This window comes from Shigella sp. FC1661 (assembly GCF_001712525.1).
In the GTDB taxonomy this organism is placed as follows: Bacteria; Pseudomonadota; Gammaproteobacteria; order Enterobacterales; family Enterobacteriaceae; genus Escherichia; species Escherichia coli.
On the sequence record NZ_MDGW01000011.1, the window covers coordinates 1 to 14,594 of the forward strand.

Annotated in this window: 15 protein-coding genes and 1 pseudogene; 15 read left to right on the forward strand and 1 reads right to left on the reverse strand. The window is 51.5% G+C overall.

The features are described from left to right. Positions 1-228: 228 nt before the first annotated feature. Positions 229-1,188, forward strand: coding sequence for a 23S rRNA pseudouridine(955/2504/2580) synthase RluC (rluC, locus tag BFF42_RS00745; protein WP_000846351.1), 960 nt, complete (start codon positions 229-231; stop codon positions 1,186-1,188). A gap of 111 nt (positions 1,189-1,299) precedes the next feature. Here the strand turns inward: rluC and yceF are convergent, their stop codons facing one another. Then, complete coding sequence (yceF, locus tag BFF42_RS00750; protein WP_024258620.1) at positions 1,300-1,884, reverse strand: 7-methyl-GTP pyrophosphatase; 585 nt, start codon at positions 1,882-1,884, stop codon at positions 1,300-1,302. A gap of 198 nt (positions 1,885-2,082) precedes the next feature. On the opposite strand from yceF, the gene yceD reads away from it, so the two are divergent. The 14 genes and pseudogenes from yceD to ptsG all read left to right on the forward strand — a co-directional run bounded on the left by yceD (position 2,083) and on the right by ptsG (position 14,590). Next, the gene (yceD, locus tag BFF42_RS00755) at positions 2,083-2,604 is read left to right on the forward strand and encodes a 23S rRNA accumulation protein YceD (RefSeq protein ID WP_146759018.1); all 522 of its coding nucleotides are present in this window, start codon (positions 2,083-2,085) and stop codon (positions 2,602-2,604) included. Positions 2,605-2,655: 51 nt separating this feature from the next. Beyond that, positions 2,656-2,829, forward strand: a complete 174-nt coding sequence (rpmF, locus tag BFF42_RS00760; RefSeq protein ID WP_000290727.1) for a 50S ribosomal protein L32 — start codon at positions 2,656-2,658, stop codon at positions 2,827-2,829. A gap of 80 nt (positions 2,830-2,909) precedes the next feature. Further along, positions 2,910-3,980 (forward strand): phosphate acyltransferase PlsX, encoded by a 1,071-nt coding sequence (plsX, locus tag BFF42_RS00765; protein ID WP_000197574.1) that lies wholly within the window; start codon positions 2,910-2,912, stop codon positions 3,978-3,980. 67 nt (positions 3,981-4,047) lie between these two features. Further along, a complete protein-coding gene (fabH, locus tag BFF42_RS00770) occupies positions 4,048-5,001 on the forward strand; it encodes a beta-ketoacyl-ACP synthase III (RefSeq protein WP_000288132.1) in 954 nt (317 codons plus the stop codon). Positions 5,002-5,016: 15 nt separating this feature from the next. Further along, positions 5,017-5,946 (forward strand): ACP S-malonyltransferase, encoded by a 930-nt coding sequence (gene fabD, locus BFF42_RS00775; RefSeq protein WP_000191372.1) that lies wholly within the window; start codon positions 5,017-5,019, stop codon positions 5,944-5,946. A gap of 12 nt (positions 5,947-5,958) precedes the next feature. Further along, positions 5,959-6,693 carry a 3-oxoacyl-ACP reductase FabG gene (gene fabG / locus BFF42_RS00780; RefSeq protein ID WP_001008535.1) on the forward strand — a complete coding sequence of 245 codons (735 nt, stop codon included), beginning with the start codon at positions 5,959-5,961 and terminating at the stop codon, positions 6,691-6,693. A gap of 210 nt (positions 6,694-6,903) precedes the next feature. Next, positions 6,904-7,140 (forward strand): acyl carrier protein, encoded by a 237-nt coding sequence (acpP, locus tag BFF42_RS00785; protein WP_000103754.1) that lies wholly within the window; start codon positions 6,904-6,906, stop codon positions 7,138-7,140. Between the two features lie 87 nt (positions 7,141-7,227). Next, positions 7,228-8,469, forward strand: coding sequence for a beta-ketoacyl-ACP synthase II (gene fabF, locus BFF42_RS00790; RefSeq protein WP_000044676.1), 1,242 nt, complete (start codon positions 7,228-7,230; stop codon positions 8,467-8,469). A 119-nt stretch (positions 8,470-8,588) separates the two neighbouring features. Continuing rightward, on the forward strand, positions 8,589-9,398 hold the full coding sequence (gene pabC, locus BFF42_RS00795) for an aminodeoxychorismate lyase (RefSeq protein WP_000478672.1): 810 nt from the start codon (positions 8,589-8,591) through the stop codon (positions 9,396-9,398). A gap of 2 nt (positions 9,399-9,400) precedes the next feature. Beyond that, positions 9,401-10,422: pseudogene (gene yceG, locus BFF42_RS00800) on the forward strand (cell division protein YceG). Further along, positions 10,412-11,053, forward strand: a complete 642-nt coding sequence (tmk, locus tag BFF42_RS00805; protein ID WP_001257000.1) for a dTMP kinase — start codon at positions 10,412-10,414, stop codon at positions 11,051-11,053. Before yceG ends, tmk begins: the two are co-directional and overlap by 11 nt. Further along, on the forward strand, positions 11,050-12,054 hold the full coding sequence (gene holB, locus BFF42_RS00810; protein ID WP_001267941.1) for a DNA polymerase III subunit delta': 1,005 nt from the start codon (positions 11,050-11,052) through the stop codon (positions 12,052-12,054). The genes tmk and holB overlap by 4 nt, the downstream gene beginning before the upstream one ends. A gap of 10 nt (positions 12,055-12,064) precedes the next feature. After that, positions 12,065-12,862, forward strand: coding sequence for a metal-dependent hydrolase (locus tag BFF42_RS00815; RefSeq protein ID WP_000480257.1), 798 nt, complete (start codon positions 12,065-12,067; stop codon positions 12,860-12,862). A gap of 294 nt (positions 12,863-13,156) precedes the next feature. Next, the gene (gene ptsG, locus BFF42_RS00820; protein WP_000475710.1) at positions 13,157-14,590 is read left to right on the forward strand and encodes a PTS glucose transporter subunit IIBC; all 1,434 of its coding nucleotides are present in this window, start codon (positions 13,157-13,159) and stop codon (positions 14,588-14,590) included. Positions 14,591-14,594: the final 4 nt, after the last annotated feature.

Sequence of the window (14,594 nt, forward strand, 5' to 3'; positions counted from 1 at the left end):
CCGGAAATCTGCGAGGCTCCACACCTGCCAGTTTCACCCTTTTAACCATCATACTGCTCCGTGTTTAATTGTGTGGGATGCGTTCATTACATTTTCACTTCTTGCTGGTGATTGGTTTAATAACCATCAATAAAGTGATCACGTAGTGAAGTAATAAGGTGTAAAACTAAATATAAGCATAGAAAAATGAGTGGCGCGAATCCTGTTGGCTAATTAGAATCGCCCACCATGAAAACAGAGACTCCATCCGTAAAAATTGTTGCTATCACCGCTGACGAAGCGGGGCAACGTATCGACAACTTTTTGCGTACCCAATTGAAAGGCGTACCAAAAAGTATGATTTACCGTATTTTGCGTAAAGGCGAAGTGCGGGTGAACAAAAAACGTATTAAGCCTGAATATAAACTCGAAGCGGGTGATGAGGTGCGTATCCCACCGGTTCGCGTTGCTGAGCGGGAAGAAGAGGCGGTTTCGCCACATCTGCAAAAGGTGGCGGCGCTGGCGGACGTCATCTTATATGAAGATGATCATATCCTGGTGCTGAATAAACCTTCCGGTACGGCGGTACATGGCGGCAGTGGTTTAAGCTTCGGCGTTATCGAAGGTTTGCGGGCGTTGCGCCCGGAAGCGCGGTTCCTTGAACTGGTTCATCGTCTCGACCGGGACACTTCAGGTGTGTTGCTGGTAGCGAAAAAACGCTCGGCGTTGCGTTCTCTGCATGAGCAATTACGTGAAAAAGGAATGCAAAAAGATTACCTGGCGCTGGTGCGCAGTCAGTGGCAGTCGCATGTGAAGAGCGTTCAAGCGCCGTTATTGAAAAATATTCTGCAAAGCGGCGAACGTATCGTGCGTGTCAGTCAGGAAGGCAAACCGTCGGAAACACGCTTTAAAGTGGAAGAACGCTATGCATTTGCCACCCTGGTGCGTTGTAGCCCGGTAACCGGACGTACTCATCAGATCCGTGTGCATACACAGTATGCGGGTCATCCGATTGCCTTTGACGATCGCTACGGTGACCGTGAATTTGACAGACAGCTCACTGAAGCAGGCACGGGATTAAATCGTCTGTTCCTGCACGCCGCAGCGTTGAAGTTTACCCATCCGGGGACCGGTGAGGTGATGCGTATCGAAGCGCCGATGGATGAAGGTTTGAAGCGTTGTTTGCAAAAGCTGCGTAACGCGCGCTAATACAAGCATATAAGCCTGATAATGGGCGGTTGGCCTGATAAGGCGTTTACGCCGCATCAGGCCGCCTGCACCGATTGCCGGATGCGACGTAACCGCATCCGGCGCAAACAACTATCCCATCAGCGGGTTTTTCCCTTCCCGACGTAACATCTGACACAGCGCGATTAGCGGTAAACCAACCAGCGTGTTAGGGTCACGTCCCTCTAAACGCTCAAACAGCGTAATGCCAAATCCTTCACTCTTAAAGCTACCCGCGCAGTGCAGGGGATGCTCCTTACGCACGTAATTATCAATCTCCGCCTCGCTCAGGTGACGGAAATGGACGTCAAAAGGCTCCACTTCTGTTTGTAGATACCCATTCGCCGAATTAAACAACGCCAGTCCAGTATAGAAGGTGACGATATTGCCGCTGGCTTTGCGTAATTGCAGACGGGCATTTTCTTCCGTTAACGGTTTACCGGTGATTTCGCCATCAAGAACACATACCTGGTCTGAACCAATAATTAAATGATCCGGATAACGTGACGCCAGAGATTGCGCTTTTTCTTGTGCCAGTCGAAGCACCAACTGTCGCGGTGATTCGTCGCTGCGTGGGGTTTCGTCGACCTCTGGTGCTGCACATTCAAAAGAGATTTGCAGTTTTTCCAGAAGAGCGCGACGCCATGGCGAGGTGGAGGCTAAAATAAGTTTAGGCATATTTTTTTCCATCAGATATAGCGTATTGATGATAGCCATTTTAAACTATGCGCTTCGTTTTGCAGGTTGATGTTCGTTATCAGCACTGAACGAAAATAAAGCAGTAACCCGCAATGTGTGCGAATTATTGGCAAAAGGCAACCACAGGCTGCCTTTTTCTTTGACTCTATGACGTTACAAAGTTAATATGCGCGCCCTATGCAAAAGGTAAAATTACCCCTGACTCTCGATCCGGTTCGTACGGCTCAAAAACGCCTTGATTACCAGGGTATCTATACCCCTGATCAGGTTGAGCGCGTCGCCGAATCCGTGGTCAGTGTGGACAGTGATGTGGAATGCTCCATGTCGTGCGCTATCGATAACCAACGTCTCGCAGTGTTAAACGGCGATGCGAAGGTGACGGTAACGCTCGAGTGTCAGCGTTGCGGGAAGCCGTTTACTCATCAGGTCTACACAACGTATTGTTTTAGTCCTGTGCGTTCAGACGAACAGGCTGAAGCACTGCCGGAAGCGTATGAACCGATTGAGGTTAACGAATTCGGTGAAATCGATCTGCTTGCAATGGTTGAAGATGAAATCATCCTCGCCTTGCCGGTAGTTCCGGTGCATGATTCTGAACACTGTGAAGTGTCCGAAGCGGACATGGTCTTTGGTGAACTGCCTGAAGAAGTGCAAAAGCCAAACCCATTTGCCGTATTAGCCAGCTTAAAGCGTAAGTAATTGGTGCTCCCCGTTGGATCGGGGATAAACCGTAATTGAGGAGTAAGGTCCATGGCCGTACAACAGAATAAACCAACCCGTTCCAAACGTGGCATGCGTCGTTCCCATGACGCGCTGACCGCAGTCACCAGCCTGTCTGTAGACAAAACTTCTGGTGAAAAACACCTGCGTCACCATATCACTGCCGACGGTTACTACCGCGGCCGCAAGGTCATCGCTAAGTAATCACGCGTCTGCGTGATGAAGCTTAGTGAGGATTTTCCCCAGGCAACTGGGGAAAGACCAAACCGGGCGGCGACGATACCTTGACACGTCTAACCCTGGCGTTAGATGTCATGGGAGGGGATTTTGGCCCTTCCGTGACAGTGCCTGCAGCATTGCAGGCACTGAATTCTAATTCGCAACTCACTCTTCTTTTAGTCGGCAATCCCGACGCCATCACGCCATTACTTGCTAAAGCTGACTTTGAACAACGTTCGCGTCTGCAGATTATTCCTGCGCAGTCAGTTATCGCCAGTGATGCCCGGCCTTCGCAAGCTATCCGCGCTAGTCGTGGGAGTTCAATGCGTATGACCCTGGAGCTGGTGAAAGAAGGTCGAGCGCAAGCCTGTGTCAGTGCCGGTAATACCGGGGCACTGATGGGGCTGGCAAAATTATTACTCAAGCCCTTGGAGGGGATTGAGCGTCCGGCGCTGGTGACGGTATTACCACATCAGCAAAAGGGCAAAACGGTGGTCCTCGATTTAGGGGCCAACGTCGATTGTGACAGCACAATGTTGGTGCAATTTGCCATTATGGGCTCAGTTCTGGCTGAAGAGGTGGTGGAAATTCCCAATCCTCGCGTGGCGTTGCTCAATATTGGTGAAGAAGAAGTAAAGGGTCTCGACAGTATTCGGGATGCCTCAGCGGTGCTTAAAACAATCCCTTCTATCAATTATATCGGCTATCTTGAAGCCAATGAGTTGTTAACTGGCAAGACAGATGTGCTGGTTTGTGACGGCTTTACAGGAAATGTCACGTTAAAGACGATGGAAGGTGTTGTCAGGATGTTCCTTTCTCTGCTGAAATCTCAGGGTGAAGGGAAAAAACGGTCGTGGTGGCTACTGTTATTAAAGCGTTGGCTACAAAAGAGCCTGACGAGGCGATTCAGTCACCTCAACCCCGACCAGTATAACGGCGCCTGTCTGTTAGGATTGCGCGGCACGGTGATAAAAAGTCATGGTGCAGCCAATCAGCGAGCTTTTGCGGTCGCGATTGAACAGGCAGTGCAGGCGGTGCAGCGACAAGTTCCTCAGCGAATTGCCGCTCGCCTGGAATCTGTATACCCAGCTGGTTTTGAGCTGCTGGACGGTGGCAAAAGCGGAACTCTGCGGTAGCAGGACGCTGCCAGCGAACTCGCAGTTTGCAAGTGACGGTATATAACCGAAAAGTGACTGAGCGTACATGTATACGAAGATTATTGGTACTGGCAGCTATCTGCCCGAACAAGTGCGGACAAACGCCGATTTGGAAAAAATGGTGGACACCTCTGACGAGTGGATTGTCACTCGTACCGGTATCCGCGAACGCCACATTGCCGCGCCAAACGAAACCGTTTCAACCATGGGCTTTGAAGCGGCGACACGCGCAATTGAGATGGCGGGCATTGAGAAAGACCAGATTGGCCTGATCGTTGTGGCAACGACTTCTGCTACGCACGCTTTCCCGAGCGCAGCTTGTCAGATTCAAAGCATGTTGGGCATTAAAGGTTGCCCGGCATTTGACGTTGCAGCAGCCTGCGCAGGTTTCACCTATGCATTAAGCGTAGCCGATCAATACGTGAAATCTGGGGCGGTGAAGTATGCTCTGGTCGTCGGTTCCGATGTACTGGCGCGCACCTGCGATCCAACAGATCGTGGGACTATTATTATTTTTGGCGATGGCGCGGGCGCTGCGGTGCTGGCTGCCTCTGAAGAGCCGGGAATCATCTCCACCCATCTGCATGCCGACGGTAGTTATGGTGAATTGCTGACGCTGCCAAACGCCGACCGCGTGAATCCAGAGAATTCAATTCATCTGACGATGGCGGGCAACGAAGTCTTCAAGGTTGCGGTAACGGAACTGGCGCACATCGTTGATGAGACGCTGGCGGCGAATAATCTTGACCGTTCTCAACTGGACTGGCTGGTTCCGCATCAGGCTAACCTGCGTATTATCAGTGCAACGGCGAAAAAACTCGGTATGTCTATGGACAATGTCGTGGTGACGCTGGATCGCCACGGTAATACCTCTGCGGCCTCTGTCCCGTGCGCGCTGGATGAAGCTGTACGCGACGGGCGCATTAAGCCGGGGCAGTTGGTTCTGCTTGAAGCCTTTGGCGGTGGATTCACCTGGGGCTCCGCGCTGGTTCGTTTCTAGGATAAGGATTAAAACATGACGCAATTTGCATTTGTGTTCCCTGGACAGGGTTCTCAAACCGTTGGAATGCTGGCTGATATGGCGGCGAGCTATCCAATTGTCGAAGAAACGTTTGCTGAAGCTTCTGCGGCGCTGGGCTACGACCTGTGGGCGCTGACCCAGCAGGGGCCAGCTGAAGAACTGAATAAAACCTGGCAAACCCAGCCAGCGCTGTTGACTGCATCTGTTGCGCTGTATCGCGTATGGCAGCAGCAGGGCGGTAAAGCACCGGCAATGATGGCCGGTCACAGCCTGGGGGAATACTCCGCGTTGGTTTGCGCTGGCGTGATTGATTTCGCTGATGCGGTGCGTCTGGTTGAGATGCGCGGCAAGTTCATGCAAGAAGCCGTACCAGAAGGCACGGGCGCTATGGCGGCAATCATCGGTCTGGATGATGCGTCTATTGCGAAAGCGTGTGAAGAAGCTGCAGAAGGTCAGGTCGTTTCTCCGGTAAACTTTAACTCTCCGGGACAGGTGGTTATTGCCGGTCATAAAGAGGCGGTTGAGCGTGCTGGCGCTGCCTGTAAAGCTGCGGGCGCAAAACGCGCGCTGCCGTTACCAGTGAGCGTACCGTCTCACTGTGCGCTGATGAAACCAGCAGCCGACAAACTGGCAGTAGAATTAGCGAAAATCACCTTTAACGCACCAACAGTTCCTGTTGTGAATAACGTTGATGTGAAATGCGAAACCAATGGTGATGCCATTCGTGACGCACTGGTACGTCAGTTGTATAACCCGGTTCAGTGGACGAAGTCTGTTGAGTACATGGCAGCGCAAGGCGTAGAACATCTCTATGAAGTCGGCCCGGGCAAAGTGCTAACTGGCCTGACGAAACGCATTGTCGACACCCTGACCGCCTCGGCGCTGAACGAACCTTCAGCGATGGCAGCGGCGCTCGAGCTTTAAAAGAGGAAAATCATGAATTTTGAAGGAAAAATCGCACTGGTAACCGGTGCAAGCCGCGGAATTGGCCGCGCAATTGCTGAAACGCTCGCAGCCCGTGGCGCGAAAGTTATTGGCACTGCGACCAGTGAAAATGGCGCTCAGGCGATCAGTGATTATTTAGGTGCTAACGGCAAAGGTCTGATGTTGAATGTGACCGACCCGGCATCTATCGAATCTGTTCTGGAAAAAATTCGCGCAGAATTTGGTGAAGTGGATATCCTGGTCAATAATGCCGGTATCACTCGTGATAACCTGTTAATGCGAATGAAAGATGAAGAGTGGAACGATATTATCGAAACCAACCTTTCATCTGTTTTCCGTCTGTCAAAAGCGGTAATGCGCGCTATGATGAAAAAGCGTCATGGTCGTATTATCACTATCGGTTCTGTGGTTGGTACCATGGGAAATGGCGGTCAGGCCAACTACGCTGCGGCGAAAGCGGGCTTGATCGGCTTCAGTAAATCACTGGCGCGCGAAGTTGCGTCACGCGGTATTACTGTAAACGTTGTTGCTCCGGGCTTTATTGAAACGGACATGACACGTGCGCTGAGCGATGACCAGCGTGCGGGTATCCTGGCGCAGGTTCCTGCGGGTCGCCTCGGCGGCGCACAGGAAATCGCCAACGCGGTTGCATTCCTGGCATCCGACGAAGCAGCTTACATCACGGGTGAAACTTTGCATGTGAACGGCGGGATGTACATGGTCTGACCGCGATTTGCACAAAATGCTCATGTTGCGCGCAGTCTGCGTGGTTATGAGTAATAATTAGTGCAAAATGATTTGCGTTATTGGGGGGTAAGGCCTCAAAATAACGTAAAATCGTGGTAAGACCTGCCGGGATTTAGTTGCAAATTTTTCAACATTTTATACACTACGAAAACCATCGCGAAAGCGAGTTTTGATAGGAAATTTAAGAGTATGAGCACTATCGAAGAACGCGTTAAGAAAATTATCGGCGAACAGCTGGGCGTTAAGCAGGAAGAAGTTACCAACAATGCTTCTTTCGTTGAAGACCTGGGCGCGGATTCTCTTGACACCGTTGAGCTGGTAATGGCTCTGGAAGAAGAGTTTGATACTGAGATTCCGGACGAAGAAGCTGAGAAAATCACCACCGTTCAGGCTGCCATTGATTACATCAACGGCCACCAGGCGTAAGTGAACATCTCCAGGCGGTCGTTCGACCGCCTGAGTTTTATCTTTTTGTCCCACTAGAATCATTTTTTCCCTCCCTGGAGGACAAACGTGTCTAAGCGTCGTGTAGTTGTGACCGGACTGGGCATGTTGTCTCCTGTCGGCAATACCGTAGAGTCTACCTGGAAAGCTCTGCTTGCCGGTCAGAGTGGCATCAGCCTAATCGACCATTTCGATACTAGCGCCTATGCAACGAAATTTGCTGGCTTAGTAAAGGATTTTAACTGTGAGGACATTATCTCGCGCAAAGAACAGCGCAAGATGGATGCCTTCATTCAATATGGAATTGTCGCTGGCGTTCAGGCCATGCAGGATTCTGGCCTTGAAATAACGGAAGAGAACGCAACCCGCATTGGTGCCGCAATTGGCTCCGGGATTGGCGGCCTCGGACTGATCGAAGAAAACCACACATCTCTGATGAACGGTGGTCCACGTAAGATCAGCCCATTCTTCGTTCCGTCAACGATTGTGAACATGGTGGCAGGTCATCTGACTATCATGTATGGCCTGCGTGGCCCAAGCATCTCTATCGCGACCGCCTGTACTTCCGGCGTGCACAACATTGGTCATGCTGCGCGTATTATCGCGTATGGCGATGCTGACGTGATGGTTGCAGGTGGCGCAGAGAAAGCCAGTACGCCGCTGGGCGTTGGTGGTTTTGGCGCGGCACGTGCATTATCTACCCGCAATGATAACCCGCAAGCGGCGAGCCGCCCGTGGGATAAAGAGCGTGATGGCTTCGTACTGGGCGATGGTGCCGGTATGCTGGTACTAGAAGAGTACGAACACGCGAAAAAACGCGGTGCGAAAATTTACGCTGAACTCGTCGGCTTTGGTATGAGCAGCGATGCTTATCATATGACGTCACCGCCAGAAAATGGCGCAGGCGCAGCTCTGGCAATGGCAAATGCTCTGCGTGATGCAGGCATTGAAGCGAGTCAGATTGGCTACGTTAACGCGCACGGTACTTCTACGCCGGCTGGCGATAAAGCTGAAGCGCAGGCGGTGAAAGCCATCTTCGGTGAAGCTGCAAGCCGTGTGTTGGTAAGCTCCACGAAATCTATGACCGGTCACCTGTTAGGTGCGGCGGGGGCAGTAGAGTCTATCTACTCCATCCTGGCGCTGCGCGATCAGGCTGTTCCGCCAACCATCAACCTGGATAACCTGGATGAAGGTTGCGATCTGGATTTCGTACCGCATGAAGCACGTCAGGTCAGCGGAATGGAATACACGCTGTGTAACTCCTTCGGCTTCGGTGGCACTAATGGTTCTTTGATCTTTAAAAAGATCTAAGTTGTCATTTCCCACCCATATAAAAGGTCCGCTTGCGGGCCTTTTTTCTTAGCTTTTATTCCGACTTGTTCCGTAGTGAACATGCTGCCACACTAACAATTCTCTGATAAGGAGCCGGTATGTTCTTAATTAACGGTCATAAGCAGGAATCGCTGGCAGTAAGCGATCGGGCAACGCAGTTTGGTGATGGTTGTTTTACCACCGCCAGAGTTATCGACGGTAAAGTCAGTTTGTTATCGGCGCATATCCAGCGACTACAGGATGCTTGTCAGCGGTTGATGATTTTCTGTGACTTCTGGCCTCAGCTTGAACAAGAGATGAAAACGCTGGCAGCAGAACAGCAAAATGGTGTGCTGAAAGTCGTGATCAGTCGCGGTAGTGGCGGGCGAGGGTACAGCACATTGAACAGTGGACCGGCAACGCGGATTCTCTCCATTACGGTTTATCCTGCACATTACGACCGTTTGCGTAACGAAGGGATGACGTTGGCGCTAAGCCCGGTGCGGCTGGGGCGCAATCCCCATCTTGCAGGTATTAAACATCTTAATCGGCTTGAGCAAGTATTGATCCGCTCTCATCTTGAGCAGACAAACGCTGATGAGGCGCTGGTCCTTGACAGCGAAGGGTGGGTTACGGAATGCTGTGCGGCTAATTTGTTCTGGCGGAAGAGCAATGTAGTTTATACGCCGCGACTGGATCAGGCAGGTGTTAACGGCATTATGCGACAATTCTGTATCCGTTTGCTGGCACAATCCTCTTATCAGCTTGTCGAAGTGCAAGCCTCTCTGGAAGAGGCGTTGCAGGCAGATGAGATGGTTATTTGTAATGCGTTAATGCCAGTGATGCCCGTACGTGCCTGTGGCGATGTCTCCTTTTCGTCAGCAACGTTATATGAATATTTAGCCCCACTTTGTGAGCGCCCGAATTAGTCATGAAAAAAGTGTTATTGATTATCTTGTTATTGCTGGTGGTACTGGGTATCGCCGCTGGTGTGGGCGTCTGGAAGGTTCGCCATCTTGCCGACAGCAAATTGCTTATCAAAGAAGAGACGATATTTACCCTGAAGCCAGGGACCGGACGTCTGGCGCTTGGTGAACAGCTTTATGCCGATAAGATCATCAATCGCCCACGGGTTTTTCAATGGTTGCTGCGTATCGAACCGGATCTTTCTCACTTTAAAGCCGGGACTACCGCTTTACACCGCAGATGACCGTGCGCGAGATGCTGAAATTGCTGGAAAGCGGTAAAGAAGCACAGTTCCCGCTGCGACTGGTAGAAGGGATGCGTCTGAGCGACTACCTCAAGCAATTGCGTGAGGCTCCGTATATCAAGCACACGCTGAGTGACGATAAGTACGCCACCGTAGCGCAGGCACTTGAACTGGAAAACCCGGAGTGGATTGAAGGTTGGTTCTGGCCAGACACCTGGATGTATACCGCCAATACCACCGATGTCGCGTTACTCAAGCGAGCGCACAAGAAAATGGTGAAAGCGGTCGATAGCGCCTGGGAAGGGCGTGCGGACGGTCTGCCTTATAAAGATAAAAACCAGCTGGTGACGATGGCATCAATTATCGAAAAAGAAACCGCCGTTGCCAGTGAACGCGATCAGGTTGCCTCGGTATTTATCAACCGTTTACGCATTGGTATGCGCCTGCAGACCGACCCAACCGTGATTTACGGGATGGGAGAGCGTTATAATGGCAAACTTTCTCGTGCAGACCTGGAAACGCCGACAGCGTATAACACCTATACCATTACCGGTTTGCCGCCAGGTGCGATAGCTACGCCGGGGGCGGATTCGCTGAAGGCTGCTGCGCATCCGGCAAAAACGCCGTATCTCTATTTTGTGGCCGATGGTAAAGGTGGTCACACGTTTAATACCAATCTTGCCAGCCATAACAAGTCTGTGCAGGATTATCTGAAAGTGCTTAAGGAAAAAAATGCGCAGTAAGTATATCGTCATTGAGGGGCTGGAAGGCGCAGGCAAAACTACCGCGCGTAATGTGGTGGTTGAGACGCTTGAGCAACTGGGTATCCGCGACATGGTTTTCACTCGGGAACCTGGCGGTACGCAACTTGCCGAAAAGTTAAGAAGCCTGGTGCTGGATATCAAATCGGTAGGCGATGAAGTCATTACCGATAAAGCCGAAGTTCTGATGTTTTATGCCGCGCGCGTTCAACTGGTAGAAACGGTCATCAAACCAGCTCTGGCTAACGGCACCTGGGTGATTGGCGATCGCCACGATCTCTCCACTCAGGCGTATCAGGGCGGAGGACGTGGTATTGACCAACATATGCTGGCAACACTGCGTGATGCTGTTCTCGGGGATTTTCGCCCCGACTTAACGCTCTATCTCGATGTTACCCCGGAAGTTGGCTTAAAACGCGCGCGTGCGCGCGGCGAGCTGGATCGTATTGAGCAAGAGTCTTTCGATTTCTTTAATCGCACCCGCGCCCGCTATCTGGAACTGGCTGCACAAGATAAAAGTATTCATACCATTGATGCCACCCAGCCGCTGGAGGCCGTGATGGATGCAATCCGCACTACCGTGACCCACTGGGTGAAGGAGTTGGACGCATGAGATGGTATCCATGGTTACGACCTGATTTCGAAAAACTGGTAGCCAGCTATCAGGCCGGAAGAGGTCACCATGCGCTACTCATTCAGGCGTTACCGGGCATGGGCGATGATGCTTTAATCTACGCCCTGAGCCGTTATTTACTCTGCCAACAACCGCAGGGCCACAAAAGTTGCGGTCACTGTCGTGGATGTCAGTTGATGCAGGCTGGCACGCATCCCGATTACTACACCCTGGCTCCCGAAAAAGGGAAAAATACGCTGGGCATTGATGCGGTACGTGAGGTCACCGAAAAGCTGAATGAGCACGCACGCCTAGGTGGTGCGAAAGTTGTCTGGGTAACCGATGCTGCCTTACTGACCGACGCCGCGGCTAACGCATTGCTGAAAACGCTTGAAGAGCCACCAGCAGAAACCTGGTTTTTCCTGGCTACCCGCGAGCCTGAACGTTTACTGGCAACATTACGTAGTCGTTGTCGGTTACATTACCTTGCGCCGCCGCCGGAACAGTACGCCGTGACCTGGCTTTCACGCGAAGTGACAATGTCACAGGATGCATTACTTGCCGCATTGCGCTTAAGTGCCGGTTCGCCTGGCGCGGCACTGGCGTTGTTTCAGGGAGATAACTGGCAGGCTCGTGAAACATTGTGTCAGGCGTTGGCATATAGCGTACCATCGGGCGACTGGTATTCGCTGCTGGCGGCCCTTAATCATGAACAAGCTCCGGCGCGTTTACACTGGCTGGCAACGTTGCTGATGGATGCGCTAAAACGCCATCATGGCGCTGCACAGGTGACCAATGTTGATGTGCCGGGCCTGGTCGCCGAACTGGCAAACCATCTTTCTCCCTCGCGCCTGCAGGCTATACTGGGGGATGTTTGCCACATTCGTGAACAGTTAATGTCTGTCACAGGCATCAACCGCGAGCTTCTCATCACCGATCTTTTACTGCGTATTGAGCATTACCTGCAACCGGGCGTTGTGCTACCGGTTCCTCATCTTTAAGAGAGACATCATGTTTTTAGTCGACTCACACTGCCATCTCGATGGTCTGGATTATGAATCTTTGCATAAGGACGTGGATGACGTTCTGGCGAAAGCCGCCGCACGCGATGTGAAATTTTGTCTGGCAGTCGCCACAACATTAACGGGTTATTTACATATGCGGGATCTGGTAGGCGAACGTGACAACGTCGTATTTTCTTGTGGCGTGCATCCACTCAACCAGAATGATCCCTACGATGTAGAAGATTTACGTCGTCTGGCGGCAGAAGAGGGTGTTGTAGCGCTGGGTGAAACCGGGCTGGATTATTATTACACACCGGAAACTAAAGTACGTCAGCAAGAGTCCTTCATCCATCATATCCAGATTGGTCGTGAACTGAACAAGCCGGTTATCGTCCATACCCGTGACGCCCGTGCCGATACGCTGGCAATTCTGCGCGAAGAAAAAGTGACGGATTGCGGTGGCGTACTACACTGTTTTACAGAGGACAGAGAAACGGCGGGTAAATTACTGGATCTCGGATTTTACATCTCCTTTTCCGGCATTGTGACCTTCCGTAATGCGGAGCAACTGCGCGATGCTGCGCGTTATGTCCCCCTGGATCGATTACTGGTGGAAACTGACTCACCTTACCTTGCGCCGGTACCGCATCGAGGAAAAGAGAATCAACCTGCGATGGTTCGTGACGTTGCAGAATACATGGCTGTGTTGAAAGGTGTTGCCGTTGAAGAACTGGCGCAGGTAACCACCGATAACTTCGCCCGTCTGTTTCACATCGACGCTTCCCGCCTTCAATCCATCCGTTGAATGAGTTTTTTTAAAGCTCGTAATTAATGGCTAAAACGAGTAAAGTTCACCGCCGAAAATTGGGCGGTGAATAACCGCGTTTGAAATATTGTGACATATGTTTTGTCAAAATGTGCAACTTCTCCAATGATCTGAAGTTGAAACGTGATAGCCGTCAAACAAATTGGCACTGAATTATTTTACTCTGTGTAATAAATAAAGGGCGCTTAGATGCCCTGTACACGGCGAGGCTCTCCCCCCTTGCCACGCGTGAGAACGTAAAAAAAGCACCCATACTCAGGAGCACTCTCAATTATGTTTAAGAATGCATTTGCTAACCTGCAAAAGGTCGGTAAATCGCTGATGCTGCCGGTATCCGTACTACCTATCGCAGGTATTCTGCTGGGCGTCGGTTCCGCGAATTTCAGCTGGCTGCCCGCCGTTGTATCGCATGTTATGGCAGAAGCAGGCGGTTCCGTCTTTGCAAACATGCCACTGATTTTTGCGATCGGTGTCGCCCTCGGCTTTACCAATAACGATGGCGTATCCGCGCTGGCCGCAGTTGTTGCCTATGGCATCATGGTTAAAACCATGGCCGTGGTTGCGCCACTGGTACTGCATTTACCTGCTGAAGAAATCGCCTCTAAACACCTGGCGGATACTGGCGTACTCGGAGGGATTATCTCCGGTGCGATCGCAGCGTACATGTTTAACCGTTTCTACCGTATTAAGCTGCCTGAGTATCTTGGCTTCTTTGCCGGTAAACGCTTTGTGCCGATCATTTCTGGCCTGGCTGCCATCTTTACTGGCGTTGTGCTGTCCTTCATTTGGCCGCCGATTGGTTCTGCAATCCAGACCTTCTCTCAGTGGGCTGCTTACCAGAACCCGGTAGTTGCGTTTGGCATTTACGGTTTCATCGAACGTTGCCTGGTACCGTTTGGTCTGCACCACATCTGGAACGTACCTTTCCAGATGCAGATTGGTGAATACACCAACGCAGCAGGTCAGGTTTTCCACGGCGACATTCCGCGTTATATGGCGGGTGACCCGACTGCGGGTAAACTGTCTGGTGGCTTCCTGTTCAAAATGTACGGTCTGCCAGCTGCCGCAATTGCTATCTGGCACTCTGCTAAACCAGAAAACCGCGCGAAAGTGGGCGGTATTATGATCTCCGCGGCGCTGACCTCGTTCCTGACCGGTATCACCGAGCCGATCGAGTTCTTCTTCATGTTCGTTGCGCCGATCCTGTACATCATCCACGCGATTCTGGCAGGCCTGGCATTCCCAATCTGTATTCTTCTGGGGATGCGTGACGGTACGTCGTTCTCGCACGGTCTGATCGACTTTATCGTTCTGTCTGGTAACAGCAGCAAACTGTGGCTGTTCCCGATCGTCGGTATCGGTTATGCGATTGTTTACTACACCATCTTCCGCGTGCTGATTAAAGCACTGGATCTGAAAACGCCGGGTCGTGAAGACGCGACTGAAGATGCAAAAGCAACAGGTACCAGCGAAATGGCACCGGCTCTGGTTGCTGCATTTGGTGGTAAAGAAAACATTACTAACCTCGACGCATGTATTACCCGTCTGCGCGTCAGCGTTGCTGATGTGTCTAAAGTGGATCAGGCTGGCCTGAAGAAACTGGGCGCAGCGGGCGTAGTGGTTGCGGGTTCTGGTGTTCAGGCGATTTTCGGTACTAAATCCGATAACCTGAAAACCGAGATGGATGAGTACATCCGTAACCACTAATCCG

Coding starts and splice junctions, on each gene's coding strand:
- pabC (WP_000478672.1), top strand. CDS start 8,589: ATGTTCTTAATTAACGGTCATAAGCAGGAATCGCTGGCAGTAAGCGAT.
- rpmF (WP_000290727.1), top strand. CDS start 2,656: ATGGCCGTACAACAGAATAAACCAACCCGTTCCAAACGTGGCATGCGT.
- fabH (WP_000288132.1), top strand. CDS start 4,048: ATGTATACGAAGATTATTGGTACTGGCAGCTATCTGCCCGAACAAGTG.
- yceD (WP_146759018.1), top strand. CDS start 2,083: ATGCAAAAGGTAAAATTACCCCTGACTCTCGATCCGGTTCGTACGGCT.
- holB (WP_001267941.1), top strand. CDS start 11,050: ATGAGATGGTATCCATGGTTACGACCTGATTTCGAAAAACTGGTAGCC.
- fabD (WP_000191372.1), top strand. CDS start 5,017: ATGACGCAATTTGCATTTGTGTTCCCTGGACAGGGTTCTCAAACCGTT.
- fabG (WP_001008535.1), top strand. CDS start 5,959: ATGAATTTTGAAGGAAAAATCGCACTGGTAACCGGTGCAAGCCGCGGA.
- ptsG (WP_000475710.1), top strand. CDS start 13,157: ATGTTTAAGAATGCATTTGCTAACCTGCAAAAGGTCGGTAAATCGCTG.
- rluC (WP_000846351.1), top strand. CDS start 229: ATGAAAACAGAGACTCCATCCGTAAAAATTGTTGCTATCACCGCTGAC.
- acpP (WP_000103754.1), top strand. CDS start 6,904: ATGAGCACTATCGAAGAACGCGTTAAGAAAATTATCGGCGAACAGCTG.
- tmk (WP_001257000.1), top strand. CDS start 10,412: ATGCGCAGTAAGTATATCGTCATTGAGGGGCTGGAAGGCGCAGGCAAA.
- BFF42_RS00815 (WP_000480257.1), top strand. CDS start 12,065: ATGTTTTTAGTCGACTCACACTGCCATCTCGATGGTCTGGATTATGAA.
- yceF (WP_024258620.1), bottom strand. CDS start 1,884: ATGCCTAAACTTATTTTAGCCTCCACCTCGCCATGGCGTCGCGCTCTT.